Here is a 25,188-nt window from a genome sequence, read left to right on the forward strand (position 1 = left end):
CATTCTCGCTCACTCGGAGCAGCCAAGGCGCGCGTTGTGGCGGACGCGTCACACCTACGATCGAAGTCGTGCGCCGTCCGATGATGCTGTTCCTCGCCCTCCCGCTGCTCGCCTCGTGCACGAGCGTGCTGCCCGGGTCGCCCACCGCCGGGACCGCGTTGGAGAAAAGAGGGCCGGCCGGGGTCGTGCCCGCCGGGCTCGAGCGGTTCTACGGCCAGCAGCTGGGCTGGGAGGACTGCGCGCCGTACGCGACGACCGGGACGACGACGTCGCTGTTCAAGAACAAGAAGTCGCTCGAGTGCGCCCGCCTGGAGGTGCCGCTCGACTACACCAAGCCCGAGGGCCGCTCGATCAAGGTCGGCCTGCTGCGGCAGCCCGCGACCGGCGACCGGATCGGCTCGCTCGTGATCAACCCGGGCGGTCCGGGCGCGTCCGGCATGGCCGCGGCGGCGGGCATGGGCTCGCAGGTCAAGTCCACGCCGGTGGGTGACCGGTTCGACCTGATCGGGTTCGACCCGCGTGGCATCGGGGCGAGCGAGCCGCAGGTCAAGTGCCTGACCGACGCCGAACGGGACGCCGACCGGCTGGACACCGACATCGACACGTCACCGGCGGGCCTGGCGCAGACCGAGGCGGAGAACAAGGCGTTCGCGGAGAAGTGCGCCGCGGTGACGGGGGCCGACGTGCTGGCCAACGTCGGCACGCGGGACGTCGTGCGCGACCTGGACGTCATGCGGTCCGCGCTCGGCGACGAGAAGCTGACCTATTTGGGCTACTCGTACGGCACGCACATCGGCGCGGCGTACGCGCAGGCGTTCCCGGGCAACGTGCGGGCGCTCGTGCTGGACGGCGCGGTCGACCCGACGCAGAACCAGGTCGAGTCGCTGATCGCGCAGGGCGCCGGGTTCCAGAAGGCGTTCGACGCGTTCGCCGCGTGGTGCGCGGCGCGGCAGGACTGCGCGCTGGGCACGGACCCGGCCAAGGCGAACCAGGCGTTCCGCGACCTGACGCTGCCGCTGGTGCAGCGGCCGGTGGCGGTGGGAGAGCGGAAGTTGTCGTACAACGACGCGATCACCGGCGCGATCCAGGCGATGTACTCGGAGGAGCTGTGGGCGCCGCTGAACTCCGGGTTGACGGAGTTGAAGAACAACCGCGGTGACGTGCTGATGTTGTTGGCGGACAACTACTTCGACCGCGACAAGGAAGGCCGGTACTCCACGATCACGGACGCGTTCGTGGCGGTGAAGTGCGTGGACGAGCCGCGGGTGACGGACAAGAACGTGCTGAACGACGTGGCCCGGCGGTACAAGGAGGCCGCGCCGTTCCTGGACGACGGCCAGCCGCCGGGCGCGGCGCTGGACGCGTGCGCGTTCTGGCCCGTGCCGCCGACCGTGCAGGAGCACAAGCCGGTGTCCGGGCTGCCCCCGGTGCTGGTGATCTCGACGACGGGCGACCCGGCGACGCCGTACGAGGCGGGGGTCAACCTGGCGAAGGAGTTGGGCGGAGGCCTGCTGACGTTCGAGGGCAACCAGCACACCGTCTACTTCCACGGCAACGAGTGCGTGGACGAGGCCGGGCACGCGTACCTGATCGAGGTGAAGCTGCCGGCCGAGGGGACGCGTTGTTCCTGAGCGTTCCACGCTTTTCCGCGCCTTCCACTTTCTGCGGTCTCCTCATAGGCCGACCGTGTGATCCCGCGTCGAGTGCCGTCGTCCAGGACTAAGCTCGCCGTCACACTTGTGAGGGGAATGCAATGACTGTCGACGGCGTGGCCAACGCGACCGAAGCGGGATTAGCCGGGTTACGCGACAAACTGCGGGACCGCGATGTGTACATCACGAACCTCCCGTGGTCCCCGATGAATCGACTGCTGGTCGAACTCGTCGAGGAACGCGCGGCGCACCGCACCTCGGATCCGGCCTTCATCAGGAGGTTCGCCGGCCTCAACGACGCCGAACTGGAATACGACGCAAGGCACACGGAGATCGTCGGCGCGACGGGCGCGATCGTCGTCTGGGCCGGCGGCAAGGTGTCGCAGGCCTACGTCACCCGATTTCGCCAGAAGTACGTCGTGGTCGACAAGGAGCTGCGGACCGACCGCGTCAAGAACGCGGAACTCGCCGTGCTGGTCGCCGGCGACGTCCCCGCCAACGTGGCGCACCAGGTCCTCGACCAGGAGGTGATCCACCCCGAGGCCATGGTCGAGGTGCGGCGGGTGCTGGAGGACTTCGTCGACGACCGGATCACCTTCTGCGTTCCGCCGGACGACGCGCTCGTCCACTTGCCGGACGAGGTGCCGCTACCGGACGGTGCGCGGCCCTACCAGTTCTCGACCGCGCAGAAGACCATTGCCGTCCCCGTTCCCCATCCGGTTCCCCGGCACTTGATCGTCATCACCATCGGGCACGGCAGCGATGACGGGCGGACGTTCTTCCCGCCGGTCGGCAGCGTGACCCCGCAAGTGCTGGCCAACGGCCTCGGCCCGGCGCCGGACGCCGCGTTGTGCGTTCCGCTCCAGTGCTACCCGATGCAGTCGGTGAACGCCTGGCAGGGCGTGGCCGGCTGGTCCGCGAAAATCACTGCGGCGAGCATCCCGCACCTGAACGAGTCGAGCGACGCGGAAATGCTGGACTGGATCAGGGCGCACCTGGCCGACGAGATCGCCAAGTGGTTCCACGAGCTGGTCTGACCGCACCGACGACCGGGAGGACCGAATCATGACCGGACCAGGGCACGAACTCGACGACATGCAGCTCGGCAACCTGGCCGGGGTTTTCGACCGCATTTCCACCGTGCTCCGCCGAGGCGTGCACGTCCAGCTGCTGACCGAGCACCGCGCGACCATGGAACTGCTGAACGTCTCGCACGTCGGGCAGCGCGCCCGCCTCGGCAGGCTGTTCGACGGCGTCGAGGCACAGGCGCGGAGCACCAACGACGACCCGGACGTCGCGCTGGCCTGGATCGCCTACTCCTACACGTGCGAGTACACCGAGCTCCTGGTCAAGAACCCCGCCCCGACCGGCGCGGGGTCACCGGGCGAGCCGCACCTGATGGAGCTGCGCAAGCAGGCCATGGAGACCGTGACCGCGCAGCACACCAAGCTGCTGGTCCACGTGCCGTCCATCGCCGGCTCCCTCTTCGCCGGCACCGACAAGAAGGTGTCCGAGCTGTTCAAGTTCCGGGTGGTCGACGGCCGCGGCACGCCTCCGCAGCTGCCCGGAGGCCAACTGCCCGCGGCACTGGACTCGCTCCGGCGGGACCTGGCGGGCAGCGCGTTCGCGCCGCTGCGGGAGGCCGACTGGTCGGCCGCGCTCGGCCCGAACCACAAGATCCTGCGCGTGGACACCAGGGGCTCCGGGTTCGACCTCGGCGGGGTCCCGGTCGTGCTGGTGGAGGGCGTGCTCGACCCGAAGCTCACGCAGAAGACGGTGACCGCCGGGCGGGTCGTGCTCGGCGACGGGTCCTCGCGCGCGCAGGTCGGCGGGAACTTCATCGGCAACCTCGTCAGCCAGCGCCGCCTGTACGCGGGCGACCAGGTCGAGTACGACACCAGCCACATGGCGCCGACCCTCGCCGGTGACGCGCACTGGCAGGGCAAGGCGGCCGACTGGCGCATCGACAAGGGCGGCAACCGCCGGACCTACTACGCCGAGGTGCACCCGAAGATCGCCCAGTACCTGCTCAGCCTGGTGCCCGCGGACCGCGACGCGATCACCGTCCTGGACATCGCGGGCGGCAACGGCGACCTGGCCGAGCGGATCATCAGGGAGCTGGGCTGGGCACGCCCCGGGGGCGACCTGCGGGTGCGGTACGTGGTGGTCGACTACAGCGAGGACGACATCGCCGTCGCGGAGGAGCGCTTCGCCGCGCTCGCCCGCACCCACCCGTTCGCCAAGACGACGGCCCTGGTGCGGGACATGTTCGAGTACGGCTACGACGCCGACGCCATGCTGAGCGACGTGGGCCTCAAGGCGGCCGACTTCGTCATCAACTCGGGCGGCCTGCTCAACAACCAGATCGGCGACGACACCGAGAGCCCGCGGTGCTTCGCCCGGATGTACGCGAACCTGCTGGCGCCCGGCGGGCACGGCATCTACTCCGGCCTCACCCCATTGCTGATCAACTCGGCGACGCACCGGGAGCACGGGATGGAGATCCGCAACCTCTACGACATCGAGACCGAGCACCAGATGCACGTGGTGCGCCGCACCGACTGACGCCTCCCTGACCGGAGCCCTCTGACCGGAGCCACCCTGCCGATCAACGGTTGGCGATGCCGTCGATCCGCAGGGTGGCGGAGGCGTCCCGGTGGGTCCCGGTGCTGCCGACGTGCTTGTCGCTGATCGCGGTGCCGTTCTTGAGCACGTGGTAGAGCGCCATGCCGTGACCACGACCCAGGTCGTAGTCGTCCTTCAGCCACTCCAGCACGACACCCGCCTTGGTCGTCGCGCCGTACCCGCGGTCGCCTGCCTCGGCCAGCAGCTCGGCGGGGGTCTTGCCGGTCTTGCGCTCGATGGTGTCGAGGTACGCCTGGAAGGACATGGCCTGCTCCTGTTCGGGTCGGTGTGCGGCCAGTCTAAGACAACTCGATCTGTCCTGACAAGTTTTTTTGTCGGTCGTTCAGAGCCAGAGCAGCTCGGAGCCCTTGAACAGGTGCAGGCAACTCTCCGGACCTCGCAGGCTCATGCGCAGGTTGCCGTCCTCGGACACCACCTGGGCGCTCTCCTCGAACGCCAGTCCCCAGGCGGCCACCTGGAACTCCGGCTCGCGCTCCACCACGGCGAACAGGCGCGGAGCCTCCTCCGCCACCCGCTCACGCTCTTCACTGGTCATACTCAGACGCTAAAGGTGAGCACTCAGATTGAGTAGTCGCCTGATCAGGTGACGAGTTCGGCGGGTTGACTCGGGCACACTGTCGGGCGATCAACGTCGAGGAGACCCATGACCACGAGCGGTCAGAGCCCTACCGACTACCGCGCGCGGCTGGCCGAACGGCTCAAGGAACTGATGCGGCGCAGCGGGAAGGACCGCGCGGACATCATGCGCACCCTGGGCTGTTCGGTGTCGAAAGTGGGCACGATCCTGCGCGGCGACACCTCGGTCCCGCCGCTGGAGTTGGTCGCCCTGCTCGACCTGTTCGCGGTCGAGGGCGAGGAGCGGGCGGACCTGTTGCACCTGGGCGAGGAAGCTCGGCGGCGCAGGCCGAAGACGCCGTGGGGCGCGGCCATCCCGGATCGGCTGCGGAAGTTCTTCAACACCGAGGAGACGGCGCGGAAGATCGAGCTGTACCGGCCCGACCTGCTGCACGGGCTCGTCCAGACCGAGGCCTACGCGCGAGCGGTGATCGAGACCAACTCGACCTTGCGCCCCACCGAGGTCGAGCAGTTGGTGCAGGCGCGGATGGCCAGGCAGGCCCGGCTGACCGGACCGAACCCGCCGGACTACACCCTGGTGATCCGACAGTCGGTGCTGCGGGCGCCGGTCGGGACGCCGGAAACCCGGTTCGAGCAGCTGAAACACCTCAAGGAGCTGTCCGGCCTGCCGCACGTGACGATCCGGGTCATCCCTGACGACATCGGCCTCACGAGCGCGCTCTACTTCCCTTTCATGATCCTCACGCCACCCGCCGACCGCGCCAAGACCGTGTACGTCGAGACCTTGACCGACGGGCTGTTGGTGGACGAGGAGAGCCGGATCTCGCACTACGAAGCCGTTTTCCAGGATCTGCTGGCGGTTTCGCGCACGGATGTGCTTGATAGCGTCGAGGCATGACTTGGCGGAAGAGCAGCTACAGCGGGAACAGCGGTGGTGACTGCGTCGAGGTGCGGGCGGGCTTGGACGCGGTGCGGGACTCCAAGAACGCGGACGGGCCCGTGCTGGAGGTCAGGCCTGCTGCTCTGAGGGCGTTCCTGAAGGCGCTGCGGACCAGCTCGCCAGGAGCTTGAGGCGGTCCTCGGTCGGCGAGCCCACGCGAGCGGTGTAGACCGCGAGCACCACGTCCGGGTCGCCGGTCGGTTGGAGGGTCTCGTAGTCGAGGTCCAGGTCGCCGACCACGGGGTGGTGCATGAGCTTCGTGCCGTGGGTCTTCTCCTGCACCTTGTGCTGCGCCCACAGCTTGCGGAACGTCTCGTCCTTCACCGACAGCTCGCCCACCAACGCCGCCAGCCTCGCGTCGTCCGGGTAGCGGCCCGCGTCCAGCCTGAGGAACGCCACCATGTCGGCGGCGACGGTGGGCCAGTCGCGGTAGAACGCGCGGGATTCCGGACGCAGGAACGTGTGCCTGGCCGAGTTGCGGTCCTCCGGTGGCAGGTCGCCGAAGCCGTAGAGGGCGTCGGCCAGGGGGTTCCAGGCCAGGATGTCCGAACGGCGGCCCATCACGAACGCGGGCACGTCGTCGGCCATCTCCAGCAGCCGCAGCAGGCCGGGTCGGACGCGCTGGGGCGCGGGCCGCTTGGCCGGCGCCGGGCGGACGAGGTTGCGCAGGTGGGCGCGCTCGGTCTCGTCCAGGCGCAGCACGCGGGCGACGGCGTCCAGCACCGAGTCGGAGACGGCCGGCGTGCGGCCCTGTTCGAGGCGCATGTAGTAGTCCACGCTCACGCCGGCCAGCATCGCCAGCTCCTCGCGGCGCAGGCCCGGCACGCGCCGTCGACCGCCACCGGGCAGGCCGACGTCGTCCGGGCGGACGCGAGCCCGGCGGCTGCGGAGGAACTCGCCCAGGTCGTGGTTCACCCACCCAGTATGGCCGCCTCCCGCGTGCCGAGCCTGGGTACTGGCAGACCTAGGGAACGCGGTCCCACAGGCTGACCAGGGCCTCTGGTACCCGTGGTGACCAGGTCCACTGTTGTTGCCATGACCTACGACCTGAACAACCGCACCGCAGTCGTCACCGGCGCCGCGAGTGGCATCGGCGCCGAGATCGCACTCGTCCTCGCCCGGTCCGGGGCGAAGGTCGCGCTGCTGGCCCGCCGCGCGGACCGGCTCACCGACCTGGCCGACAAGATCGCCGCCGAGGGCGGGCAGGCGCTCGCCGTGGCCGCCGACGTCACCGGTGACCTCACCGAGGCCGTGGAGGCGATCCACACCGCCTTCGGCCGGGTCGACCTGGTGGTGAACAACGCGGGTGTGATGCTCGCGAACCCCCTCGCCGAGGGCCGGGACGACGAGTGGCACCGGATGCTCGACACCAACGTCATGGGCCTGCTGAACATCACCAAGGCGTTCACCGAGGACCTGGTCGAGGCGGGCGCGACCGGCGCCGCCGACCTGGTGAACGTCTCGTCCGTGGCGGCGCACCTCACGTTCCCCAACTACGCCGTCTACGGCGCCACCAAGGCCGCCGTCACGCACCTGTCGGCGAACCTGCGCACGGAGCTGGGCCCGAAGGGCGTCCGGGTGACGAACATCGAGCCCGGCCTGGTGCACAGCGAGCTGGCCGAGCACATCGACAACCCCGACGTGGCGGCGCACCTGGCGCAGTGGCGGGAGGACGTGCCGCCGCTGAGCCCGACGGACATCGGCGACCTGGTCGGGTTCACCACCAGCCGGTCCAAGAACGTGAACCTCCGGCAGATCGTGGTGCTGCCGACCGTGCAGGCCTGACGGGTGCAGGCCTGACGAGGCCGAGCCGCCCACCGGCCGGTGGGCGGCTCACGACGACCGGCGGCTGCGGTAGGCGCGTTGCCGGCACGCCGGCGAGCAGTACGCGCGGGGCCGCCCGGACGCCGGTTGCGCCACCGGCCCACCGCAGACACGACAGCTTTCATCACGCGTTTCATAACGTTGGCGGATCAGCAGTTCGATGCCGTCGAGCACCCGGGCCAAGCCGAACCCGAACGGGTCCGGCTGGTCGAAGCCGCCGGCCTCCCACAGCCGGGTCAACGTCGGGTAGCGGTCGAAGTGGGCGAACAGCGTGTCCCGGGCGCCCCACCACTCCTCATCGCTCACCCCGGTGCCGCGCTGCGCCCGCGCGGCCTCGACCAGGGCGGACGCCTCGGCGTCCACGAGGCGGCCGACCAAGCCGACCGCCGCGACCACCTCCTCCGGCGCGAGGCCGGTGTCCGCGAGGATGCTCAACGCGTGCTCGTAGTGGGCCAGGGCGTTGGGCCCCGGCACGGACCGGCCGGGGACCTCGGCCAGCCAGGGGTGGAGCTTGCGCAGCTCCCAGGTGTGCCGCGCGAACGCCTCCAGGTCCGACCGCCAGCCGCTCCCCTCCGCCGACGGCGGGTCGCCGAGCACGGCGTCGCGCATCAGGTCGACCAGGTGGTCGCGGCCGGGCACGTGGCGGTACAGGGACATGGTGGTGAAGCCGAGCCGTTCGGCGACCTTGCGCATGGACAGCCCGGCCAGGCCCTCGGCGTCGGCCACCTCGACCGCCGCGCCCACGATCGCGTCGAGGCTCAGCCCTCCCCGCCCGTCCCACAGCAGCTCGACCGAGCGGTCGGGATCGCCCGCTTTCCCCATCACGCCTCCATGATATACCTCTTGGTGTTTACGCCATAAACAACCATGGGGGCCTGTTCATGACCGATTTCCACGTCTCACCCGCCGGCGACGACTCCGCCGCGGGCACCGCCGACGACCCGTTCGGCACGCTGGAGCGCGCGCGCCGAGCCGCCCGCGAGGCGGGAGGTGACGTCACCGTGCACCTCAGGGCGGGCACGCACGTGCTGACCGGGCCGTTCGAGCTGACCGAGGAGGATTCCGGGGTTGTCTACCAGGCGTTCGGCTTCGGCACCGACGCGCGGGAGGAGGCCGTCGTCAGCGGCGGGCGGGAGGTCTCCGGGCGGCGGGGGCCGGACGGGGTGTGGGTGGCCGAGGTCGGCGACCTGGTCACCCGCCACCTCGTGGTGAACGGACGGCGGGTCGAGCGCGCGGGTGTCGACGGGATGCCCGGCACGGTCCGCCGCACCGCGACCGGCTACGTCACCGACCACCCGCCGGCCTGGCGCAACCCGTCGGGCGTCGAGTTCGTGCACCGGGGCGTCTACCCGTGGACGGAGGCGCGCACGGCGGTCGCGTCCGCCACCGAGGACGGCGAGATCACCATGGCGCAGCCCGGGTTCGGCTGGGCCGTGGACCTCTACAACTCGGAGTGGTTCGGCCAGGTGATGTCCGGTCCCCCGGCGCCGACCCGGGTGGAGAACGACCCGGCGTTCCTGACCGAGGGCACGTTCGCGCTGGACCGCTCGCGGCCCGGCGGGCACGTCCTGCACTACCTCCCCCTCCCGGACGAGGAGCCGCACGTGGTCGCGCCCGCGTTGGAGGTGCTGGTGCGGGCCACCGGCGTGCGGGACGTGGCGTTCCGGGGCGTGGTGTTCGCCGACACCACCTGGCTGCGGCCGGGCAGCGACCGGGGTTTCCTGCACTACCACTCGAACGGGTACTACGACGGCGGCCGGATCGGGAAGGTGGAACCGGCCGAGGGCGCGTGGCTGACCGTGCCCGAGGAGCACGAGGAGATCCCCGCCTCCGTGCGGCTCGACGGCACGTCCGGTGTGCGGTTCGAGGGCTGTCGGTTCACCCGGCTCGGCGCGACCGGGCTGGGCGCGGTCGGCGGGGAGGACCTCGTGGTGCGCGGCTGCGACTTCGACACCCTCGCCGCGTCCGCGATCTCGGTCACCGGCACCCGGAAGGCGTTGCTGGAGGACAACCTCGTCGCGCACGTCGGGCTGGACCACTCCGGCTCGGCCGGCATCACGTTCCACGACACCGAGGACTGCGCGGTCGCGCACAACCACGTGCACGACGTGCCGCACAACGGCATCGTGGCCAACCCGTCGCGCGGCGGCACCCGCATCACGCGCAACCTGGTGACGGGCGCCATGGGCGTGCTGGCCGACGGCGGTGGGATCTACCTGTCCGGCGCGCAGGGCTCGTCCGACAACGGGGCCGTGATCAGCGGGAACGTCATCAAGGACACGCGCACGCCGTACAACTTCGGCCTCTACACCGACTACGGGGCCACGTGGGTGACGGTCGAGGGGAACGTCGTCGCCCGCGCGGACAACACGGCGGTCCTGCACGTCCACCCGCCGTTGGAGCACGTCGTCTACCGGGGCAACTTCTGGGACGCCGACCCGGTCGGCAGCGACGCCGTGCCGGACGGCGTCACCTACGAGGGCAACACCACGATCGCCGACCCGGCCGAGCTCGACGCCGCCACGGCGGAGATCCAGGCGCGGGCGGGCCTGCTCACGAGACGGGCCTGACGAACGGGAACAGCACGGTCTGCCGGATCGACGTGCCGGTGAGCATCATCAGCACCCGGTCCACGCCCATCCCGAGCCCGCCGGTGGGCGGCATCCCGTGCTCCAGGGCGTCGAGGAAGTCCTCGTCCAGCTCCATCGCCTCGACGTCGCCGCTGGCCGCCCGCAACGACTGCGCCCGCAACCTGCGGCGCTGCTCGATCGGGTCGGTCAGCTCCGAGTAGGCCGTGCCGATCTCCGCGCCGAACGCCACCAGGTCCCAGCGTTCGGCCAGGCGGGGATCGGCGCGGTGCGGCCGGGTCAGGGGCGACACCGAGGCCGGGAAGTCGGTGTAGAAGGTGGGTTCCACGGTGTTCGGCTCCACCAGCCGGTCGTACGCCTCCTGCACCAGCGCGCCGTGGTCGGCGTCGGCGGCCGGTTCGACGCCGTGGGCCGCCAGCAGTGAGCGCAGCTCGGGCGACGGGGTGTCCGGGGTGACGGTCGTCGACAGGGCGGTCGAGACGGCCGCGTAGACCCCGATGACCGGCCACTCCCCCGAGATGTCCACCTCCGCGCCGTCGCGGAGGGCGATCGGGCGGCCGTGCGCGACCACGGCGGCGTGCTGCACGAGTTCGCGCACGAGGTGCAGCATCGTCGTGTAGTCGGCGTAGGACTGATAGGCCTCCAGCATGGTGAACTCGGGGTTGTGCGAGGCGTCCGCGCCCTCGTTGCGGAAGTTGCGGTTCAGCTCGAACACCCGGTCCACGCCCGCCACGCACAGCCGCTTCAGGTACAGCTCGGGCGCGATGCGCAGGTACATGCGCAGGTCGTAGGCGTTGATGTGGGTGACGAACGGCCGGGCGTTCGCGCCGCCGTGCACGGTCTGGAGCATCGGCGTCTCGACTTCGAGGTAGTCGCGGCCGTGCAGGAAGTCGCGGATGCCGCGCACGACGTCGCTGCGCAGCCGCAGCATCCGCGCCGAGTCGGGGTTCACCGCCAGGTCCACGTGCCGCCGGCGGACCCGCGCCTCCGGGTCGGACAGGCCCTTCCGCTTGTCCGGCAACGGGTGCAGGCACTTCGCGGTCACGGTCCACTCGTCGGCCAGCACGGACAGCTCGCCGCGCCGGGAGTAGGTCACCTCGCCGCGCACGCCGACGTGGTCGCCGAGGTCGACGCCCGCCTTCCACGCCGTCAGGTCCACGCGCCCGGCGTCGAGCATCAGCTGGAGCTCGCCGGTGAAGTCGCGGACGCGGGCGAAGCACAGGCCGCCGAACTCGCGCAGCGCCACGACCCGGCCGGTCACCGAGACGGTCTCGCCGAGGAGTTCCCGCGCCTGGGCCAGGGAGTGCTCGCGCGGGTAGTTCACCGGGTACGGGTCGATGCCGGCGGCACGCAGCCGGTCCAGCTTGGCGAGCCGGACGCGGACCTGCTCGGGGCGGCGCGGCTCACGCGGCTCGACCTTGATCGCGTCGATCTCGGCGACGGCCTCGGCGAAACCGGTGTCGACGGTCTCGTGGTGCAGCGCGCGCGAGGACCCTCGTTTGACCAACGACCTGAGGCTCGGCACGAACCCCTCGGCGACGCCGGCCGCGATGCTCACGCGGGGCAGGTGGCGGGCGCGGGCGAAGCACAGGTAGCGGGGCAGCCACTCCGGGTCGTACTTGGCGTTGGACCGGTACAGCGACTCCAGCTGGAAGAACCGGGACGCGAGGCTCAGCACCGCCCGCCACGTCCGCAGCACCGGTCCCGCGCCGATCCGCCCGCCCTCCTCGAACACCGCGCGGAACATGGCGAAGTTCAACGACACCCGCTCGACGCCGAGCCGGGCGGCGGCGGCCACCAACTCGGCCACCATGAACTCGTTCAGGCCGTTCTCGGCGGCGCGGTCGCGGCGCATCAGGTCCAGCGACAGACCCCGCCTGCCCCACGGCACGAACGACAGCAGGCCGCGCAGCTCGCCGTGCGCGTCGTAGGCCTCGACCATCACGCACCGGCCGTCGGTCGGGTCGCCCAGCCTGCCCAGCGCCATGGAGAACCCGCGTTCGGTCGCCGCGCCGCGCCACCGCTCGGCCAGGTCGAGGATGGCGGCCAGCTCGTCGGCCGGTATGTCGGCGTGCCGCCGCACGCGGGCGGTGTGCCCGGCGCGCTCCACCCGGCTCACGGCCTGCCGCACGGCCCGGCGCTCCGGTCCGGTCAGGGAGAACTCGCGCACGTCCAGCACGGCCTCGTCGCCGATCTCCAGCGCCTTCAGTCCCGCCGCCGCGTAGACGTGCGCGCCGCGTTCGCTCGCGCCGAGCACGCCGGGCAGCCAGCCGTACCGCCGTGCCTCGGCCAGCCACGCCTGCACCGCCTGCGGCCACGCCTCCTCGTCACCGACGGGGTCGCCACTGGCCAGCGTGGTGCCGGCGAGGACGCGGTAGGTGAGCGCGGCGCGGCCGTTCGGCGCGAACACCGCGCTCTTGTCGCGGCGGGTGGCGAAGTAGCCGAGCGAGTCCGGCTCGCCGTGCGCGGCCAGCAGCCGTCGCACGGCCAGCTCCTCGGCGTCGTCCAGGGACCGGCTCGACCGCACGCCGCGGAAGAACACCCGGAGCGCGGCGATCGCGACGAGCATCCCGCCGAACCCCAGCAGGACGCTCAGCCACGCCGGGCCCTCGCCGCCGCGGCGTTGCGGCAGGACCTCGCCGGTGATCTGGTTGGCCGCCCAGCCCAGCTTGTGCCACGTGCCGTGCAGGTGGCCCGGGAAGAGCTCGGTCAGACCCCAGCCGACCAGGGACAGCACCAGGATCCCGCCGAAGAGGACGACGAGCGTCGACCGCCAGGCGCCGGCGGCCAGCTTGGCCGGGAACGCGTCCCTGACCGCCGGCAGCAGCGCGATGAGCGCGACCGTGACGACGACGAAGCTGCCGAGGTCGACGGTCACCCCCCACCGGTTCGGCGGCTCGTCGTCGCCGAGGAACGGTCCCGGGTCGATCCAGTAGCGGATGATGAGGAGCAGCACGACACCCGCGTTGAGCACCTGGAACAGCAGCAACGTCCACAGCGCGGCCCTCTTGCGCCTGCGCAGCGCCGCGCCGAGCACCACCAGCACCAGGGCGATGAACAGGTTCGCCTCGACGGGTAGGCCCAACAGGTACGAGACCCGGAGAATGCCCCTGGCGAGGTCGGACTCCTCGTCGATCAGGAACAGCAGGAGCGACGCCGCAGCCGCCGCTTGGACGACGGTCGCGACCACTCCCGCCGTCCGCCACTTCCACCTGGCCACCGCCACGACACGCTCCAAGGGGGGATCCGGTTGCCCACCATGGTCGCCTCACTAGCCGGTCGCGTGCACCTGCGGTCATCCGGGCGTGTCGACGGACCGGCGGTGGTGTTGAGCGCTGCCCTGGGCGGCGCCTGGTTCGACTGGGACGCGGTGGTGGCATTGCTGCCCGACGCGCGCGTGCTGGTGTTCGACCGGCCGGGCACGGGGTGGTCCGGGCCCGCGTTGGCGCCCGCGACGCTGGCCCGCGAGGTGGCCGTGCTGGACGCGGTGCTGGCCGGCGAGCCGTCGGCGGTGCTGGTGGGGCACTCGATGGCCGCGCTACACGTGGAGGCGTGGGCGCGGCTGCGGCCGGGTCGGGTGCGCGGGCTGGTCCTGGTGGACCCCGATCCGGAGGCGCCGGGCGCCGGTCGGCCGTTCGACCTGTCGGCGGTGGTGGCGCGGTGGGTGCTGCGGGCGGGGTTGGACCCGGTCGTGGCCGCTCAGGGGGTGCGGCTGCGGCGGTGGGTGATGCGCTGGTCCACGCTCGGGCGGCGTGATCCGGCCGCGCCCGCGGCACTGCGGTCGGTGTACGGGCGGCCGTCGGTGACCCGGGCCGTGCTGGACGAGTTGGCGTCCTACCCGGCGCAGGTGGCCGCGGTGGAGCGGTTGCGGGCGTTCCGGCCGTTGCCGCCGGTGCCGTTCACCGTGCTCACGGCGGGTCGGCGGGAGTGCGCGGCGCACGTGGCGCTGGCCGCGTCGACCCCGACCGGGCGCGCCGTGCGGGTGCCGGGCAGTCGGCACATGGTGCCGGTCGACCGGCCGGACGCGGTGGCGTTGGCGGTGCTCACGGCGTTGCGCGGCGGGTGAGCGGGAGGGCGTGGCGGAGGGGGCACGGTACTCCCGTTCGTCGTCGTGCGCGATGTGGCGGACGGACCATGTGAAGCGTCTCGCACTCCGCGCAATTACCCCGGAGTCGGTGTCACGCTGGTCGCGTAACCGTGCAACAAGGTCCCGGGGACCAGCGACGAAGCCGGCCCCGAGGGAGGACGGTCGACGATGACCTCGACAGAGGTAACCGCGCCTTACGGCAACGGGGCGGGCAGCGCCCCCACCACGAAGAAGGTGCGCATCCACCACCTGCGGGAGCTGAAGGAGCGCGGCGAGCCGTGGCCCATGCTCACCGCCTACGACATGTACACCGCGGAGCTCTTCGACGAGGCGGGCATCCCGGTGCTGCTGGTCGGCGACTCCGCGTCCAACAACGTCTACGGCTACGACACGTCGCTGCCGGTGACCGTGGACGAGCTGATCCCGCTGGTCCGGGGCGTGACGCGGTCGGTGAAGCGGTCGCTGGTCGTGGCCGACCTGCCGTTCGGCTCCTACCAGGTGTCGGTCGAGCAGGCCGTGGCGACGGCCGTGCGGTTCATGAAGGAAGGCCGCGCGCACGCGGTGAAGCTCGAAGGCGGGAAGCACTTCGCACCGCACATCGAGGCCATCGTGCGGGCGGGCATCCCGGTCATGGCGCACATCGGGTTCACCCCGCAGAGCGAGCACCAGCTCGGCGGCTACCGGGTGCAGGGCCGCAACGACGCCTTCGACTCGGTGGTCGAGGACGCGCACGCCGTCGAGGCCGCGGGCGCGTTCGCCGTGGTGCTGGAGATGGTGACCAGCGAGGTCGCCAAGCAGATCACGCACGACCTGGTGATCCCGACCGTCGGCATCGGCGCGGGACCGGACACCGACGCGCAGGTGCTCGTCTGGCAGGACATGATGGGCCTGCGCCGCGGGCGCGCGCCGCGGTTCGTGAAGCGGTACGCCGACGTGGCGGGCGTGATGAAGTCGGCGGCGGAGCAGTTCGCGGCCGAGGTGAAGGGCCACCAGTTCCCCGGCCCCGAGCACACCTTCCACTGATCTCGTGACCGCGGTCGCCGCGCGGGCTCCGGCCGGCGCGGCGACCACGCGTTTTCCCACCCGGCGCCGGCAAATGCGCGGTGAGGCGGAATAACGGCCGCCGGAATCGGTCAGCCGGCTATTCCCGAACAATCGCCCGGAGTGGTGCGGGCTACGATTTGTGCGGGCCGCGACCGGAACGCCTGTGCCACGATCACGGCGGAATGCACGACTCGGGTTCGGCACGGGGCGGTCCGCCATGGTGTCCAGCGACGCGGAGCCGCCGGCCGGCGCTCACAACCCGTGCCGGCGCACCATCGGCATGATCACCTCGGCGTTCGCCCGCCACGCCGGCCGCCGCGCGGCGAGGATGGCGGCGAACAACGTCGCGCTGCCCAGGACGGCCGTCGCGACCACCGTCGTCACGTTCCCCGCCTCACCGCCGAGTGCCGCGCCGCCGAACGCGAACAGCATGGCGGCGCCGCTGACCACCACCGTGCGCACCGGGTCCTGCCAGTGGACCGAACCGCCCGCGTCGACCTGCTCGACCAGCTCGCGCGCCCGCCGGGCGAGGACGGGGTCGACCGGCTCCAGGCCGCGAAGGCGGTCGGCGACCTTCGCGCACTCCTCGAACTGGGCGGCGCTGGTGATCTCCGGTTGCCCGTCGCGCATGACCGACCGGCACGCGTCCGCGACCGCGAGCAGTCGCGCGGCGAGCCGGTCGACGGCGTCGGGCTCCTGGTCGGTCTCGGCGACCTCGACCCACCTCTCGGCGACCGCGGCGGCGATCGGGTGCTCCACGTCGGCCTCCGGTGTTCAGGGGAGACGATTCCGATGAGCGATCCGCTCGACGCGAAGATAGCCGAGAACCGCGATGACGAGGGGCCGCCGCAAAAGACGGCACCGGAACGGACGCGAATGTCCGGGAAATCGGGATCGCTCGGTTACGCCGCCGCGATCGCGGGGTCGTGCCTCGCGGCGAGCCTCGGCCTGGGGCTGGGATTGATCTACGTTCCGCCGGTGTTCCGGGAGAGCCCTCCCGCCGCGGTCGCCGAGCCGCCCGGCACCGCGTCGGACCTCCCGGTGCCGGGCGGCTCGACCTCCTGGCCGACGACGACGCGCACCTCGACCGACGAGACCCCGGTCGAGTTCGTCGGCACCAGCGGGCCCGGCGGCCTGCTGACGGTCGTGCCCTACTCGTTCACCCAGCTGACCACCCGCGTCGGTTCGTACAGCTCGCGCGACCCGCAGGACCCCGAGGTCGAGGTGCGGTACGGCGGCGCGCCGCCGGAGGGCGCCGGCGACCTGTTCGAGTCGATCACCCGCGCCGCCGCCACCACGTCGTCCACCCAAGAGGGCTACCGGCAACTGGCCCTGAACCGGGCTCGGCACGGGTCCTTCGCGGCCGTGGAGTGGGAGTTCGAGCACCGGACGGCGCAGGGCGACAGCCGCTGGTCCCGCGCGCACTACTGGCGCGCGGGCGGCATCGAGTACGTCGTGCTGGTGCAGGCCCCGCCGCACCGCCGGGCCGAGGCCACGCGACTGCTGGACACGATGATCGAGCACAGCCGGCCCCAGTGAGGAGCGCACCGACGATGGCCGTGGCCGATCCGGGGTCAGCGGGGCCCACCGAGCCCCGCGACGAGAGCACGCGCCACCTGTGCGCCGCGGCCCACCTCAGCCGGGACTTCGCCGACGCGGCCCTGCGGGAGCTGCTGGTGGAGCCGACCCGCGCGGCCGTGCCCGCGCGCGGCGTGGACACCCCGGCCGTGCTCACCGAGGCGCTCGCCGCCCGGTTGCGCACGAACGTGGTCGACGTGCTCGTGCTCGCCCTGCTGGGCGCGGCGCTGTACTTCGCCTTGGCGCTGTCCGTGCTGTGGATCACGACGGCGTTGGTGCTGAGCGGGCCGAAGCTCGTCCGGCTGTGGGGCGCGGCCCGCGCCCGGCGGCACACCGCGCTGCCCATCCGCCCGATCCGGCTCGCGGTGTCCACGCTCACCGTCGTGCTCTCCCTGCTGGCGGTGATCGACGTGCTCGGGGGGCGGGGGCTGCTGGTGGCGGCCGACCTGTTCAGCCCGTTGGACTTGATCGACGTCCTCCAGGACGCGTTCGAGGCCACGCTCGAAGCCGCCCTCGACGGCGTGGCCGGCCACGTGCTGCTCGCGGTGGCGCTGCTCGTGCTGCTGGCCAACCGGGCCGTCATCGCCCACCACGCGACGCTGCGCTTCGGCCGCCGGCGTCCCGGTGGACCGCCCGCCCCCGTCGACCGGGCCCTGCTGCGCCTGGCGCCGAGGCTCGTCGAGCGAATCGACGAACGCCACCGCGACGCCGTGCGCCTCGCGCCGGGCGCGTCCGAAGAGGACGGACGGGTTCCGCTGCTGGTGCACCGGGGGTACAAGCCCTTCGTGGGCGCGGGCGAGATCCACGGACCGTGGACGGTCGCGGTGCCGTTGGAACGCAGGCACGACGCGCCGGCCACCGACGTCGCCCTCAGCACGGCGACGCTCCTGGACGGCATCACGAGCAAGGTCACCGACCTGCGCGCCGCGGCGCCGCTCGCGCCGAGCGCCAGGCTGGGCGCCCTCACGGTGGACGACTACGTGATCGTCACCGCCCAGGGCCTGGTCGACCACCTGCCCGACCCGGTCTCGGCGCACTACCTGCACCGACCGGACGAGCCGCCGTACACGCACGTGACCAGGGCGCACGCCGACGAGGTGCGCGACAACCCGTTGGAGTGGTCGCGCTTCTACCGCCGGTTCTCGCTGGAGACCTGGGACCGCGACGTCGTGCTGTCCGTGTTCGTGCACGTGGCGATGGACGACTCCACCCTGTACCTGGAGTGGACGCCGTGCGTGCTGCGGCCGATCCACGCCGGGCTCAAGGTCGTGGACGCCGAACCGCCGTCGGCGTGGGTGCCGGTCCGCCGTGCCCTCAAGGACCTCGTGCTGCTGCCCGCGAGCACGCTGTCGCGCGTCGTGCGGCTGGCGACCCACCCGCGGCCCGGCTCCCACGCGGGCGCCGACAAGTACGGCTCGCTGGTGACGGTGCGCGAGATGGCGGCCGACGTCGAGCTGCACAGCTACTTCCAGCAGGCCGACGTGGACCGCTACCTGCACCTGCTGCGCACCCGCGTCACGCTGGCCGTGTCGGAGCTGCTGCGCGAGGCCGACTACCACACCGCGTCGTTCGACCAGCAGGCTCGGGAGATCGTCAACAACACCGTCAACACGGTCACCATCACCGAGGGCGGCACGCTGACCGGGCACGTGCTGCAGAGCGGATCGCTGACCGGCGACGTGGACATCACCGGGTGATCCACTCCGCGGCGCCCTCGGGCAGAGTGGGACCCATGTACCCCGAGATCGAACCCTACGACCAGGGCCTGCTCGACGTCGGCGACGGCAACCGCGTCTACTGGGAGGTGTGCGGCAACCCCTACGGCAAGCCCGTGGTGTTCCTGCACGGCGGGCCCGGCGGCGGCTGCGCGCCCGTGCACCGACGGCTGTTCGACCCGGCCGCGTACCGGATCGTGCTGATCGACCAGCGCGGCTGCGGTCGGTCCCTGCCGCACGCGTCCGAGCACGGCGCGGACCTGGCGGACAACACCACCTGGCACCTCGTGTCCGACCTGGAGAAGGTCCGCGAGCACCTCGGCGTCGACCGGTGGCAGGTGTTCGGCGGGTCGTGGGGGTCGACGCTGGCGCTGGCGTACGCGCAGACGCACCCGGACCGGGTGACCGAGCTGGTGCTGCGGGGCATCTTCACGTTGCGGCGCAAGGAGCTCGACTGGTACTACGGCGGCGGCGCGGGGTTCCTGTTCCCGGAGCCGTGGGAGCAGGTCGTGTCGCGCGTGCCCGAGGGCGCCGACGTGATCGAGACCTACGGGCGGCTGCTGAACGACCCGGACCCGGCCGTGCGCGAACCGGCGGCGGTGGCGTGGAGCGTGTGGGAGGGGTCGACGGTCACGCTGCTGCCCCGGCCGGAGCTGGTCGAGACGTTCGCGCAGCCCCGGTACGCGCTGGCGTTCGCGCGGATCGAGAACCACTACTTCCGGCACGGCGGGTGGTTGGAGGAGGGGCAGCTGCTGCGTGACGCGGGGAAGCTCGCGGGCATCCCGGGCGTGATCGTGCAGGGCCGCTACGACCTGGCCACGCCCGCCGTGACGGCCTGGGACCTGCACCGGGCGTGGCCGGGGTCGGAGCTGGTGGTGGTGCCGGACGCCGGGCACGCGTTCGACGAGCCGGGAATCCTGCGCGCGCTGCTCGCGGCGACCGACCGGTTCAGGGCCTGAGCGCGGTCTCCAGCGCTTCGCGCGCCCGCACCAGCGACGGGCCGTACCAGGTCAGGTAGCGGCCCGACACGTGCACGGGGCGCAGGCCGGGGAAGAACTGCGGGCCGTCGTCCGGGGTGAACAGGTACGGCTCGTCGGGCAGCACGACGAGGTCGGCGTCCTGCAGGTCGCGCAGCTCGGGGCGCGGGTAGCGCTCGGGGTGGTCGGCGAAGGCGTTGACCACGCCCAGGCGCAGCAGGACGTCGCCGGCGAACGTGTCGCGGCCGAGCACCACCCACGGCTTGCGCCACACCGGGACCACCGCCCGCGTCCACGGCGGCGTCACCTCGCGCCACAGCCGCTCCGCCTCGACCAGCCAGTCCGGCTCCACGTCCCACGCGGTGCCGAGCAGGCGGCGCAGCGAGCCCAGCGCGGCGGGGACGGTGGCGGGCGCGGCGGTGACCCACACCGGGATGCCGTCGGCACGCAGCCGTTCCACGTCCTCGGGGCGGTTCTCCTCGCTGTTGGCCAGCACGAGGTCCGGCCGCAGCGCGAGGACCCGGTCCACGTCCGGGTACTTCGAGCCGCCCACCCGGGTGACGTCGAGGTCGGGCGGGTGCGTGCAGTAGTCCGTCGCCCCGATGAGGACGGCGGGGTCGACGGCGCCGGTGACGACGGCCTCCGTGAGCGACGGCACCAGGCTGACCACGCGGGTGGGCGGGCCGGGCAGCGGGACCGGCTCGCCGAGATCGTCGACCGGCAGCATCAGACGTCGGCGCCCTCCGGGCCGGCGTGCGCCCCGTCGCGGTGGTCGATCGCGGTGAACGCCTCGGTTCGAACCTGCGCGATCATCACCCAGCCCCCTGCGTCCGCGGTCGGGACGACGACCGTACCTCGCCACCCCACCGGTCGCGAGTCAGCGTCCCAGGGCAGCGGGGCGGTCACCTCAGCGGTCGGCCGCGACCAGGGTCGCGCTGTGCGGGCCCAAACCGAGTGCGGTCGCGATGCTCAGGTCCTCCCCCGTGTCGACGTCGCACCGCAGCGAGGGCCAGTGACCGGTCAACGCCACCGCTCCGCCGACCTCGTGCGCCCGGGCCGATCCGACGCCCAGCCTGGGGTTCAGGTCCGTGCCGGGCGCGGCGAGCAGCAGTGTCGTCCCGGTGCCCTGGCGGTCGGCGCAGAAGGCACGGCGTCCGTCCGCGCTCGCGATGGCCGAGGACAGCTCGGCGGGCCGCAGCGCCGGGAGGTCGGCGTGCAGCACGCCGACCGCCGCGGTCGGGCCCCGACGCCGCAGCACCCCGGCGCCCGCCCGGACCGCCGCGTTCAACCCCTCGCCCGGGTCGGGTGAGGACTCGACGCCCAGCGCGGCCACTTCCTCCACCACGGCGGGATCGGACGTGACCACCAGCACCCGCCGCACCCCCGCCGCGGCCGTGACCGCGGTCAGCGTGTCCAGGGCGAACGCGAGCGCCAGGGCCGCGCGCGCGACGGGGTCCGCAGCCACGTCGGCCAACCTGGTCTTCGCCCGCGCCAAGCCCTTCACCGGGACCACGAGGTCCACCGCGCCGCGCCTGCCCCGGTCAGCCACCGGGCCGTGTCTCGTCCGACATCGGGGTGTTCTGGTAGGCGGCGATCCGCCAGCCGTCCAGGCCGTTGGCCAACACCCAGGTGGCGCGGACGGACCCCGCCGCCGACTCGGCGTCGTCGGGCGAGAGGTCGCCGCCCTCGGTGATCACCAGCGCGACACCCGGTTGCAGGAACCGCAGGTCCACCACGTCCTGGACCAGCGTCGTCCCCCGCTCCGCCGTGGCGAACTGCTCGGTCACCGCGTCCCGGATCACCTCGCGGCCCCGCAGGAACCGGTTGTCCGACAGGATCATCCTGGCGTTCTTGGTGTAGGCGTCGGCGAACGCGTCGGCGTCCTTGCCCGCCCACGCGCGCACGATGCCGTCGAGCACCTCCCGCACCCTGACTTCCTCGTTGCGCGCCCGACCGGTGTCCGGTGTGGTCGTACTGGTCATGGTTCTCCCCCGCGTTCCCCTCGGCGCCCCCGACGACGGGTCCGCCCGGAACCGTTCCGCTTTCGGCCTCCGCCGATCGTGTTCGGTGGCGGTCGCACCGGCATCTTCCGACTTGCGGTGTTGCCGTCGGGCGCGCCGCTCCGGTCCGGGCCGACGCCGTCGAGGACGGGCACCGGTGGGTGTGCGGGACGCGCGATTCCTTTCGGTCCGCCGCGAGGTCTCCACTCCGGAACACCGTCCGCCGTCGCGCGCCGCCAGACCGACGCGGCCCGATCGCACCACGAGGGAAGAGCCAGGATGGCCATCAAGCACAGCACGTTCCTGCCCACCGGCTTCACCAACGACCTGGCGGGCTTCACCGACCCGGTGGAGGCGTTCGAATCGCTGGTGGGCGTCGCCAAGACCGTCGACGAGGCCGGCTACGAGGCGGTCTGGGTGCCGGACCACTTCGTCCCCGTCCCGCCCTCGCAGGCGTTCCTGTTCGAGTCGTGGTCGGTGCTGACGGCGTTGGCCCGGGAGACGCGGCGGGTGCGGCTCGGCCACCTGGTGACCGGCAACGGCTACCGCAACCCGGCGTTGCAGGCCAAGATGGCCTCGACCGCGGACGTCGTCTCCGGCGGCCGGTTCACCATGGGCATCGGCTCGGGCTGGTACGAGCCGGACTACGTCGCGTACGGCTACGACTTCCACGACGCCGGTGAGCGCCTGCGCCGGCTGCGTGAGGCCGTGCAGGTCGTCCGCGCCATGTGGACCGAGGACGAAGCCACCTTCGAAGGCGAGTACTACCAGGTCAAGGGCGCGATCAACCAGCCGAAGGGCCTCCAGTCGCCGCACATCCCGGTGATGGTGGCCGGCGGCGGGGAGAAGGTGACGCTCAAGATCGTCGCGGAGTTCGGCGACGCCTGCAACGTCATCGAGAGCCCCGAGGGCCTCAAGCGCAAGTTCGGCATCCTCAAGGACCACTGCGAGACCGTGGGGCGCGACTACGACGCGATCAGGAAGACGACCACCACGCTCTGCGTCATAGCCGACACCGATGAGGAGGCCGTTGCCGCGACCCCTCCGTTCGCGGGGACCATCTACCCCGGCAACGTCGCCGAGTACGGCTTGATCGGCACCGTCGAGACCGTCCACGAGCGGATCGCCGCGTACGAGGAGGCCGGGGTGCAGGAGCTCGCCGTGTCGTTCCTGAACCCGTTCGACCACGACCTCCTGCGCGGTTACGCGGCGGAGTTCGTCAAGTGACCGCAGTGCCGCCGGGGCCGAGGGTGTCGGCGGCCACGCACGGGAGGCCGAATGCCCGATAACGCGCAGTTCGCCGATGACACCGAGCGCTACCGGGGCGAACTGCTGGCGCACTGCTACCGGATGCTGGGCTCGGTCGACGACGCCGAGGACGTGGTCCAGGAGACGTACCTGCGGGCATGGCGGTCGTACGGCGGGTTCGAGGGGCGCTCGTCGGTGCGCGCGTGGCTGTACCGGATCGCGACGAACGCGAGCCTGACGGCGTTGCGCCGGCGCAGCAGACGGGTGTTGCCGTCCGGGCTGGGCGGGCCGGCGGGCGACCCGGACGCGCCGCAGGTCCCGGCCGGTCCGGGGGTCCTGTGGCTCCAGCCGTTCCCCACGTCCGCCGCCCGGGGCCACGACGGGGCCCGGGAGTCCGGTGACCCGGCGGTGATCGTGGGCGAACGGGAGAGCCTGCGGCTGGCGCTGGTGGCGAGCCTGCAGTACCTGGCGGGCCGGCAGCGGGCCGTGCTGCTGCTGCGGGACGTCCTGGCGTTCCCGGCCGGCGAGGTCGCCGAGATGCTCGACACGACCACGGCGGCGGTCAAGAGCACGTTGCAACGCGCGCGGGCGCGGCTGGCGGAGGTCTCGGCCGACGTGGACCAGGTCACCGAGCCCGACGAGCCGGAGATCCGGGCGCTGGTGGACCGGTACGCCAAGGCGTTCGAGGACTCCGACGCCGCCGCGCTGGAACGGCTGCTGCGCGCCGACGCCAGGCTGGAGACCGTGCCGAGCGCGACGTGGTTCGCCGGCAAGCGGACGTGCGCGCCGTTCATCGCGCGGCACGCCATCGGGACGCCGGGCGAGTGGCGCCTGGTGCCGGTGGAGGCGAACGGCCAGCCCGGAACGGCCGTGTACCGGCGCGGCGAGGACGGCGTGCGCCGGGCGTTCGGCATCACCGTGCTCACCCTGGCCGCCGACGGGATCGCGCGGATCGTGCTGTTCACCGACCCCGACCTGGTGGAGAAGTTCGGGCTGCCCGCCACGGCGCCTGCCTGATCCGCCTTCCCGCTCCCCACACCGGCTTTGGCCACGACCGTCGGGTCGCCGTCCCCGCCGGGCGCCGAAGTGCCCGGCGGGGACGCCGTCAGCCGAGCTCGCGCAACCGCGGGAGGACGTCCTCGGAGAACTGCGTGAGGAAGCGCTCCTGGTCGTGGCCGGGGCCGTGGAACACCAGGTGGTTCAGCCCAGCGTCCACGTAGGGCTTGATGCCGGCCAGCGCCTGCTCCGGGTCGGAGGCGACGATCCACCGCCGCGCCACCTGCTCGACGGGCAGCTCGTCGGCGAGCCGTTCCATCTCCTCCGCGCTGTGCACGGTGTGCTTCTGCTCGGCGGTGAGCGACAACGGCGCCCAGAAGCGGACGTTCTCCAGCGCCGCGGCCGGGTCGCGGTCGTAGGACAGCTTGATCTCGATCATCCGGTCGATCTGCCCCGGATCACGGCCGGCCGCCGCCGCCCCGTCGGCCAACGAGGGCAGGAGCTTGTCCGAGTACAGCTCCATCCCCTTGCCCGAGGTGCAGATGAAGCCGTCCGCCACCCGGCCGGTGAACTTCGCCATCTGCGGACCGCCCGCCGCGACGTAGATCGGGACGGGGCGCTCGGGCCGGTCGTAGATGCTCGCGTCGACCAGGGTGTAGTACTCGCCCTCGTGGTTCACCTGGTCCTCGGTCCACAGCGCGCGGATCAGCGTGATGGCCTCGCGCAGCCGTCCCAGCCTCTCCTTGAACTCCGGCCACTCCCGCCCGGACACGGCGATCTCGTTGAGGGCCTCGCCCGTGCCGACGCCGAGGATCACCCGGTCCGGGTAGAGCATCCCGAGGGTGGCGAACGCCTGCGCGATCACCGCCGGGTTGTAGCGGAAGGTCGGGGTGAGCACGCTCGTGCCCATCCGCACCCGGGACGTGCGCTCACCCACCGCCGCCAGCCACGCGAGGGCGAACGGCGCGTGTCCGCCCTTGTGCCGCCACGGCAGGAAGTGGTCGGACACCATCACGCTGTCCAGGCCCAGCTCCTCCGCGCGCACCGCGTGCTCGATGAGCTCACGCGGTGCGAACTGCTCGGCGGACGCCTTGTAGCCGATCTGCAATGCCATGACGCTCCTTGCCGCTCGTCCTACGCCGTCGGCGGCCGGACCGACCGGCCGTGCCGGAAGACGTCGAGCGGGTCGTAGTCTTCTTGGTCTGCTGAAGCCCCAGGTGGTTCCCCTGGTGGTACCGGTCGAGCCACGGCACGCCGGACCGGTCGGGCTCCGACGTCATCGACCACGGCGAACCCGGCACCGGTCACACCGGCGAC

24 protein-coding genes are annotated in these 25,188 nt (G+C 72.1%); 14 read left to right on the forward strand and 10 right to left on the reverse strand.

All coding sequences use genetic code 11. From position 1 onward, the window contains the following. Window positions 1-83 precede the first annotated feature (83 nt). From AB0H12_RS18925 to AB0H12_RS18935, 3 genes are all read left to right on the forward strand, one after another. Entirely contained in the window at window positions 84-1,631 is a 1,548-nt protein-coding gene (locus AB0H12_RS18925; RefSeq protein WP_499624417.1) for an alpha/beta hydrolase, read from the forward strand. Window positions 1,632-1,858: 227 nt separating this feature from the next. Then, the gene (locus AB0H12_RS18930) at window positions 1,859-2,689 is read left to right on the forward strand and encodes a hypothetical protein (RefSeq protein WP_499624135.1); all 831 of its coding nucleotides are present in this window, start codon (window positions 1,859-1,861) and stop codon (window positions 2,687-2,689) included. Between the two features lie 28 nt (window positions 2,690-2,717). Then, window positions 2,718-4,217 (forward strand): class I SAM-dependent methyltransferase, encoded by a 1,500-nt coding sequence (locus tag AB0H12_RS18935; protein WP_499624136.1) that lies wholly within the window; start codon window positions 2,718-2,720, stop codon window positions 4,215-4,217. Between the two features lie 43 nt (window positions 4,218-4,260). Here AB0H12_RS18935 and AB0H12_RS18940 read toward each other — a convergent pair whose 3' ends face one another. Beyond that, window positions 4,261-4,542, reverse strand: coding sequence for a DUF4287 domain-containing protein (locus AB0H12_RS18940; protein ID WP_499624137.1), 282 nt, complete (start codon window positions 4,540-4,542; stop codon window positions 4,261-4,263). A 78-nt stretch (window positions 4,543-4,620) separates the two neighbouring features. Next, the gene (locus AB0H12_RS18945) at window positions 4,621-4,833 is read right to left on the reverse strand and encodes a hypothetical protein (RefSeq protein ID WP_499624138.1); all 213 of its coding nucleotides are present in this window, start codon (window positions 4,831-4,833) and stop codon (window positions 4,621-4,623) included. 108 nt (window positions 4,834-4,941) lie between these two features. Here AB0H12_RS18945 and AB0H12_RS18950 point away from each other — a divergent pair, with 108 nt between their 5' ends. Together AB0H12_RS18950 and AB0H12_RS18955 are read left to right on the forward strand one after the other, a co-directional pair. Continuing rightward, window positions 4,942-5,772, forward strand: a complete 831-nt coding sequence (locus AB0H12_RS18950; RefSeq protein WP_499624140.1) for a helix-turn-helix domain-containing protein — start codon at window positions 4,942-4,944, stop codon at window positions 5,770-5,772. Then, window positions 5,769-5,945 carry a DUF397 domain-containing protein gene (locus AB0H12_RS18955; protein ID WP_499624141.1) on the forward strand — a complete coding sequence of 59 codons (177 nt, stop codon included), beginning with the start codon at window positions 5,769-5,771 and terminating at the stop codon, window positions 5,943-5,945. Before AB0H12_RS18950 ends, AB0H12_RS18955 begins: the two co-directional genes overlap by 4 nt. On the opposite strand, the gene AB0H12_RS18960 is transcribed toward AB0H12_RS18955, so the two are convergent. After that, window positions 5,884-6,729, reverse strand: coding sequence for a helix-turn-helix transcriptional regulator (locus tag AB0H12_RS18960; protein ID WP_499624142.1), 846 nt, complete (start codon window positions 6,727-6,729; stop codon window positions 5,884-5,886). The genes AB0H12_RS18955 and AB0H12_RS18960 overlap by 62 nt on opposite strands. 120 nt (window positions 6,730-6,849) lie before the next feature. On the opposite strand from AB0H12_RS18960, the gene AB0H12_RS18965 reads away from it, so the two are divergent. Beyond that, complete coding sequence (locus AB0H12_RS18965; RefSeq protein ID WP_499624143.1) at window positions 6,850-7,599, forward strand: SDR family oxidoreductase; 750 nt, start codon at window positions 6,850-6,852, stop codon at window positions 7,597-7,599. A gap of 48 nt (window positions 7,600-7,647) precedes the next feature. Here AB0H12_RS18965 and AB0H12_RS18970 read toward each other — a convergent pair whose 3' ends face one another. Next, window positions 7,648-8,460: a TetR/AcrR family transcriptional regulator gene (locus AB0H12_RS18970; protein ID WP_499624418.1), complete on the reverse strand. Its 813-nt coding sequence runs from the start codon at window positions 8,458-8,460 to the stop codon at window positions 7,648-7,650. Between the two features lie 59 nt (window positions 8,461-8,519). Here AB0H12_RS18970 and AB0H12_RS18975 point away from each other — a divergent pair, with 59 nt between their 5' ends. After that, window positions 8,520-10,208, forward strand: coding sequence for a right-handed parallel beta-helix repeat-containing protein (locus tag AB0H12_RS18975; RefSeq protein WP_499624144.1), 1,689 nt, complete (start codon window positions 8,520-8,522; stop codon window positions 10,206-10,208). On the opposite strand, the gene lysX is transcribed toward AB0H12_RS18975, so the two are convergent. Further along, window positions 10,192-13,452 carry a bifunctional lysylphosphatidylglycerol synthetase/lysine--tRNA ligase LysX gene (lysX, locus tag AB0H12_RS18980; protein ID WP_499624145.1) on the reverse strand — a complete coding sequence of 1,087 codons (3,261 nt, stop codon included), beginning with the start codon at window positions 13,450-13,452 and terminating at the stop codon, window positions 10,192-10,194. The two genes, AB0H12_RS18975 and lysX, sit on opposite strands and share 17 nt — an antisense overlap. Window positions 13,453-13,548: 96 nt before the next feature. Here lysX and AB0H12_RS18985 point away from each other — a divergent pair, with 96 nt between their 5' ends. Together AB0H12_RS18985 and panB are read left to right on the forward strand one after the other, a co-directional pair. Then, a complete protein-coding gene (locus AB0H12_RS18985) occupies window positions 13,549-14,292 on the forward strand; it encodes an alpha/beta fold hydrolase (protein ID WP_499624146.1) in 744 nt (247 codons plus the stop codon). A 189-nt stretch (window positions 14,293-14,481) separates the two neighbouring features. After that, the gene (panB, locus tag AB0H12_RS18990; RefSeq protein ID WP_499624147.1) at window positions 14,482-15,336 is read left to right on the forward strand and encodes a 3-methyl-2-oxobutanoate hydroxymethyltransferase; all 855 of its coding nucleotides are present in this window, start codon (window positions 14,482-14,484) and stop codon (window positions 15,334-15,336) included. 273 nt (window positions 15,337-15,609) lie between these two features. On the opposite strand, the gene AB0H12_RS18995 is transcribed toward panB, so the two are convergent. After that, complete coding sequence (locus tag AB0H12_RS18995; RefSeq protein WP_499624148.1) at window positions 15,610-16,116, reverse strand: hypothetical protein; 507 nt, start codon at window positions 16,114-16,116, stop codon at window positions 15,610-15,612. Between the two features lie 117 nt (window positions 16,117-16,233). Between AB0H12_RS18995 and AB0H12_RS19000 the strand changes: the two genes are divergently transcribed. From AB0H12_RS19000 to pip, 3 genes are read left to right on the forward strand one after another with little or no spacing between them, the layout of a single operon-like run. Continuing rightward, window positions 16,234-16,896 (forward strand): serine/threonine kinase C-terminal domain-containing protein, encoded by a 663-nt coding sequence (locus AB0H12_RS19000; protein WP_499624149.1) that lies wholly within the window; start codon window positions 16,234-16,236, stop codon window positions 16,894-16,896. Between the two features lie 14 nt (window positions 16,897-16,910). Next, window positions 16,911-18,632, forward strand: a complete 1,722-nt coding sequence (locus tag AB0H12_RS19005; protein WP_499624150.1) for an AbeC-like domain-containing protein — start codon at window positions 16,911-16,913, stop codon at window positions 18,630-18,632. 35 nt (window positions 18,633-18,667) lie between these two features. Beyond that, complete coding sequence (gene pip, locus AB0H12_RS19010) at window positions 18,668-19,609, forward strand: prolyl aminopeptidase (RefSeq protein WP_499624151.1); 942 nt, start codon at window positions 18,668-18,670, stop codon at window positions 19,607-19,609. On the opposite strand, the gene AB0H12_RS19015 is transcribed toward pip, so the two are convergent. From AB0H12_RS19015 to AB0H12_RS19025, 3 genes are all read right to left on the reverse strand, one after another. Then, window positions 19,599-20,354: a helical backbone metal receptor gene (locus AB0H12_RS19015; RefSeq protein WP_499624152.1), complete on the reverse strand. Its 756-nt coding sequence runs from the start codon at window positions 20,352-20,354 to the stop codon at window positions 19,599-19,601. The two genes, pip and AB0H12_RS19015, sit on opposite strands and share 11 nt — an antisense overlap. 180 nt (window positions 20,355-20,534) lie before the next feature. After that, entirely contained in the window at window positions 20,535-21,176 is a 642-nt protein-coding gene (gene cofC, locus AB0H12_RS19020; RefSeq protein WP_499624153.1) for a 2-phospho-L-lactate guanylyltransferase, read from the reverse strand. Next, on the reverse strand, window positions 21,169-21,609 hold the full coding sequence (locus tag AB0H12_RS19025) for an SgcJ/EcaC family oxidoreductase (RefSeq protein WP_499624154.1): 441 nt from the start codon (window positions 21,607-21,609) through the stop codon (window positions 21,169-21,171). Before AB0H12_RS19025 ends, cofC begins: the two co-directional genes overlap by 8 nt. Before the next feature lie 297 nt (window positions 21,610-21,906). Here AB0H12_RS19025 and AB0H12_RS19030 point away from each other — a divergent pair, with 297 nt between their 5' ends. Both AB0H12_RS19030 and AB0H12_RS19035 read left to right on the forward strand, forming a co-directional pair. Further along, complete coding sequence (locus AB0H12_RS19030) at window positions 21,907-22,854, forward strand: LLM class F420-dependent oxidoreductase (RefSeq protein ID WP_499624155.1); 948 nt, start codon at window positions 21,907-21,909, stop codon at window positions 22,852-22,854. Between the two features lie 51 nt (window positions 22,855-22,905). After that, complete coding sequence (locus tag AB0H12_RS19035; protein WP_499624156.1) at window positions 22,906-23,892, forward strand: sigma-70 family RNA polymerase sigma factor; 987 nt, start codon at window positions 22,906-22,908, stop codon at window positions 23,890-23,892. A gap of 88 nt (window positions 23,893-23,980) precedes the next feature. Here AB0H12_RS19035 and fgd read toward each other — a convergent pair whose 3' ends face one another. Further along, on the reverse strand, window positions 23,981-24,985 hold the full coding sequence (fgd, locus tag AB0H12_RS19040) for a glucose-6-phosphate dehydrogenase (coenzyme-F420) (protein ID WP_499624157.1): 1,005 nt from the start codon (window positions 24,983-24,985) through the stop codon (window positions 23,981-23,983). Between the last annotated feature and the right edge of the window lie 203 nt (window positions 24,986-25,188).

Source organism: Actinosynnema sp. NPDC023794, from assembly GCF_040639675.1.
GTDB classification, from domain to species: domain Bacteria; phylum Actinomycetota; class Actinomycetes; order Mycobacteriales; family Pseudonocardiaceae; genus Actinosynnema; species Actinosynnema luteola.

Excerpts from the sequence above, each read along its gene's own strand:
- panB (WP_499624147.1), top strand. The coding sequence starts at position 14,482 with ATGACCTCGACAGAGGTAACCGCGCCTTACGGCAACGGGGCGGGCAGC.
- AB0H12_RS18950 (WP_499624140.1), top strand. The coding sequence starts at position 4,942 with ATGACCACGAGCGGTCAGAGCCCTACCGACTACCGCGCGCGGCTGGCC.
- AB0H12_RS18925 (WP_499624417.1), top strand. The coding sequence starts at position 84 with ATGCTGTTCCTCGCCCTCCCGCTGCTCGCCTCGTGCACGAGCGTGCTG.
- AB0H12_RS18940 (WP_499624137.1), bottom strand. The coding sequence starts at position 4,542 with ATGTCCTTCCAGGCGTACCTCGACACCATCGAGCGCAAGACCGGCAAG.
- pip (WP_499624151.1), top strand. The coding sequence starts at position 18,668 with ATGTACCCCGAGATCGAACCCTACGACCAGGGCCTGCTCGACGTCGGC.
- AB0H12_RS19030 (WP_499624155.1), top strand. The coding sequence starts at position 21,907 with ATGGCCATCAAGCACAGCACGTTCCTGCCCACCGGCTTCACCAACGAC.
- AB0H12_RS19015 (WP_499624152.1), bottom strand. The coding sequence starts at position 20,354 with ATGCTGCCGGTCGACGATCTCGGCGAGCCGGTCCCGCTGCCCGGCCCG.
- AB0H12_RS18970 (WP_499624418.1), bottom strand. The coding sequence starts at position 8,460 with ATGGGGAAAGCGGGCGATCCCGACCGCTCGGTCGAGCTGCTGTGGGAC.
- AB0H12_RS18930 (WP_499624135.1), top strand. The coding sequence starts at position 1,859 with ATGAATCGACTGCTGGTCGAACTCGTCGAGGAACGCGCGGCGCACCGC.
- AB0H12_RS19025 (WP_499624154.1), bottom strand. The coding sequence starts at position 21,609 with ATGACCAGTACGACCACACCGGACACCGGTCGGGCGCGCAACGAGGAA.
- fgd (WP_499624157.1), bottom strand. The coding sequence starts at position 24,985 with ATGGCATTGCAGATCGGCTACAAGGCGTCCGCCGAGCAGTTCGCACCG.
- AB0H12_RS18945 (WP_499624138.1), bottom strand. The coding sequence starts at position 4,833 with ATGACCAGTGAAGAGCGTGAGCGGGTGGCGGAGGAGGCTCCGCGCCTG.
- AB0H12_RS18975 (WP_499624144.1), top strand. The coding sequence starts at position 8,520 with ATGACCGATTTCCACGTCTCACCCGCCGGCGACGACTCCGCCGCGGGC.
- AB0H12_RS19000 (WP_499624149.1), top strand. The coding sequence starts at position 16,234 with ATGTCCGGGAAATCGGGATCGCTCGGTTACGCCGCCGCGATCGCGGGG.
- AB0H12_RS18955 (WP_499624141.1), top strand. The coding sequence starts at position 5,769 with ATGACTTGGCGGAAGAGCAGCTACAGCGGGAACAGCGGTGGTGACTGC.
- AB0H12_RS19035 (WP_499624156.1), top strand. The coding sequence starts at position 22,906 with ATGCCCGATAACGCGCAGTTCGCCGATGACACCGAGCGCTACCGGGGC.
- AB0H12_RS18935 (WP_499624136.1), top strand. The coding sequence starts at position 2,718 with ATGACCGGACCAGGGCACGAACTCGACGACATGCAGCTCGGCAACCTG.
- AB0H12_RS19005 (WP_499624150.1), top strand. The coding sequence starts at position 16,911 with ATGGCCGTGGCCGATCCGGGGTCAGCGGGGCCCACCGAGCCCCGCGAC.
- AB0H12_RS18965 (WP_499624143.1), top strand. The coding sequence starts at position 6,850 with ATGACCTACGACCTGAACAACCGCACCGCAGTCGTCACCGGCGCCGCG.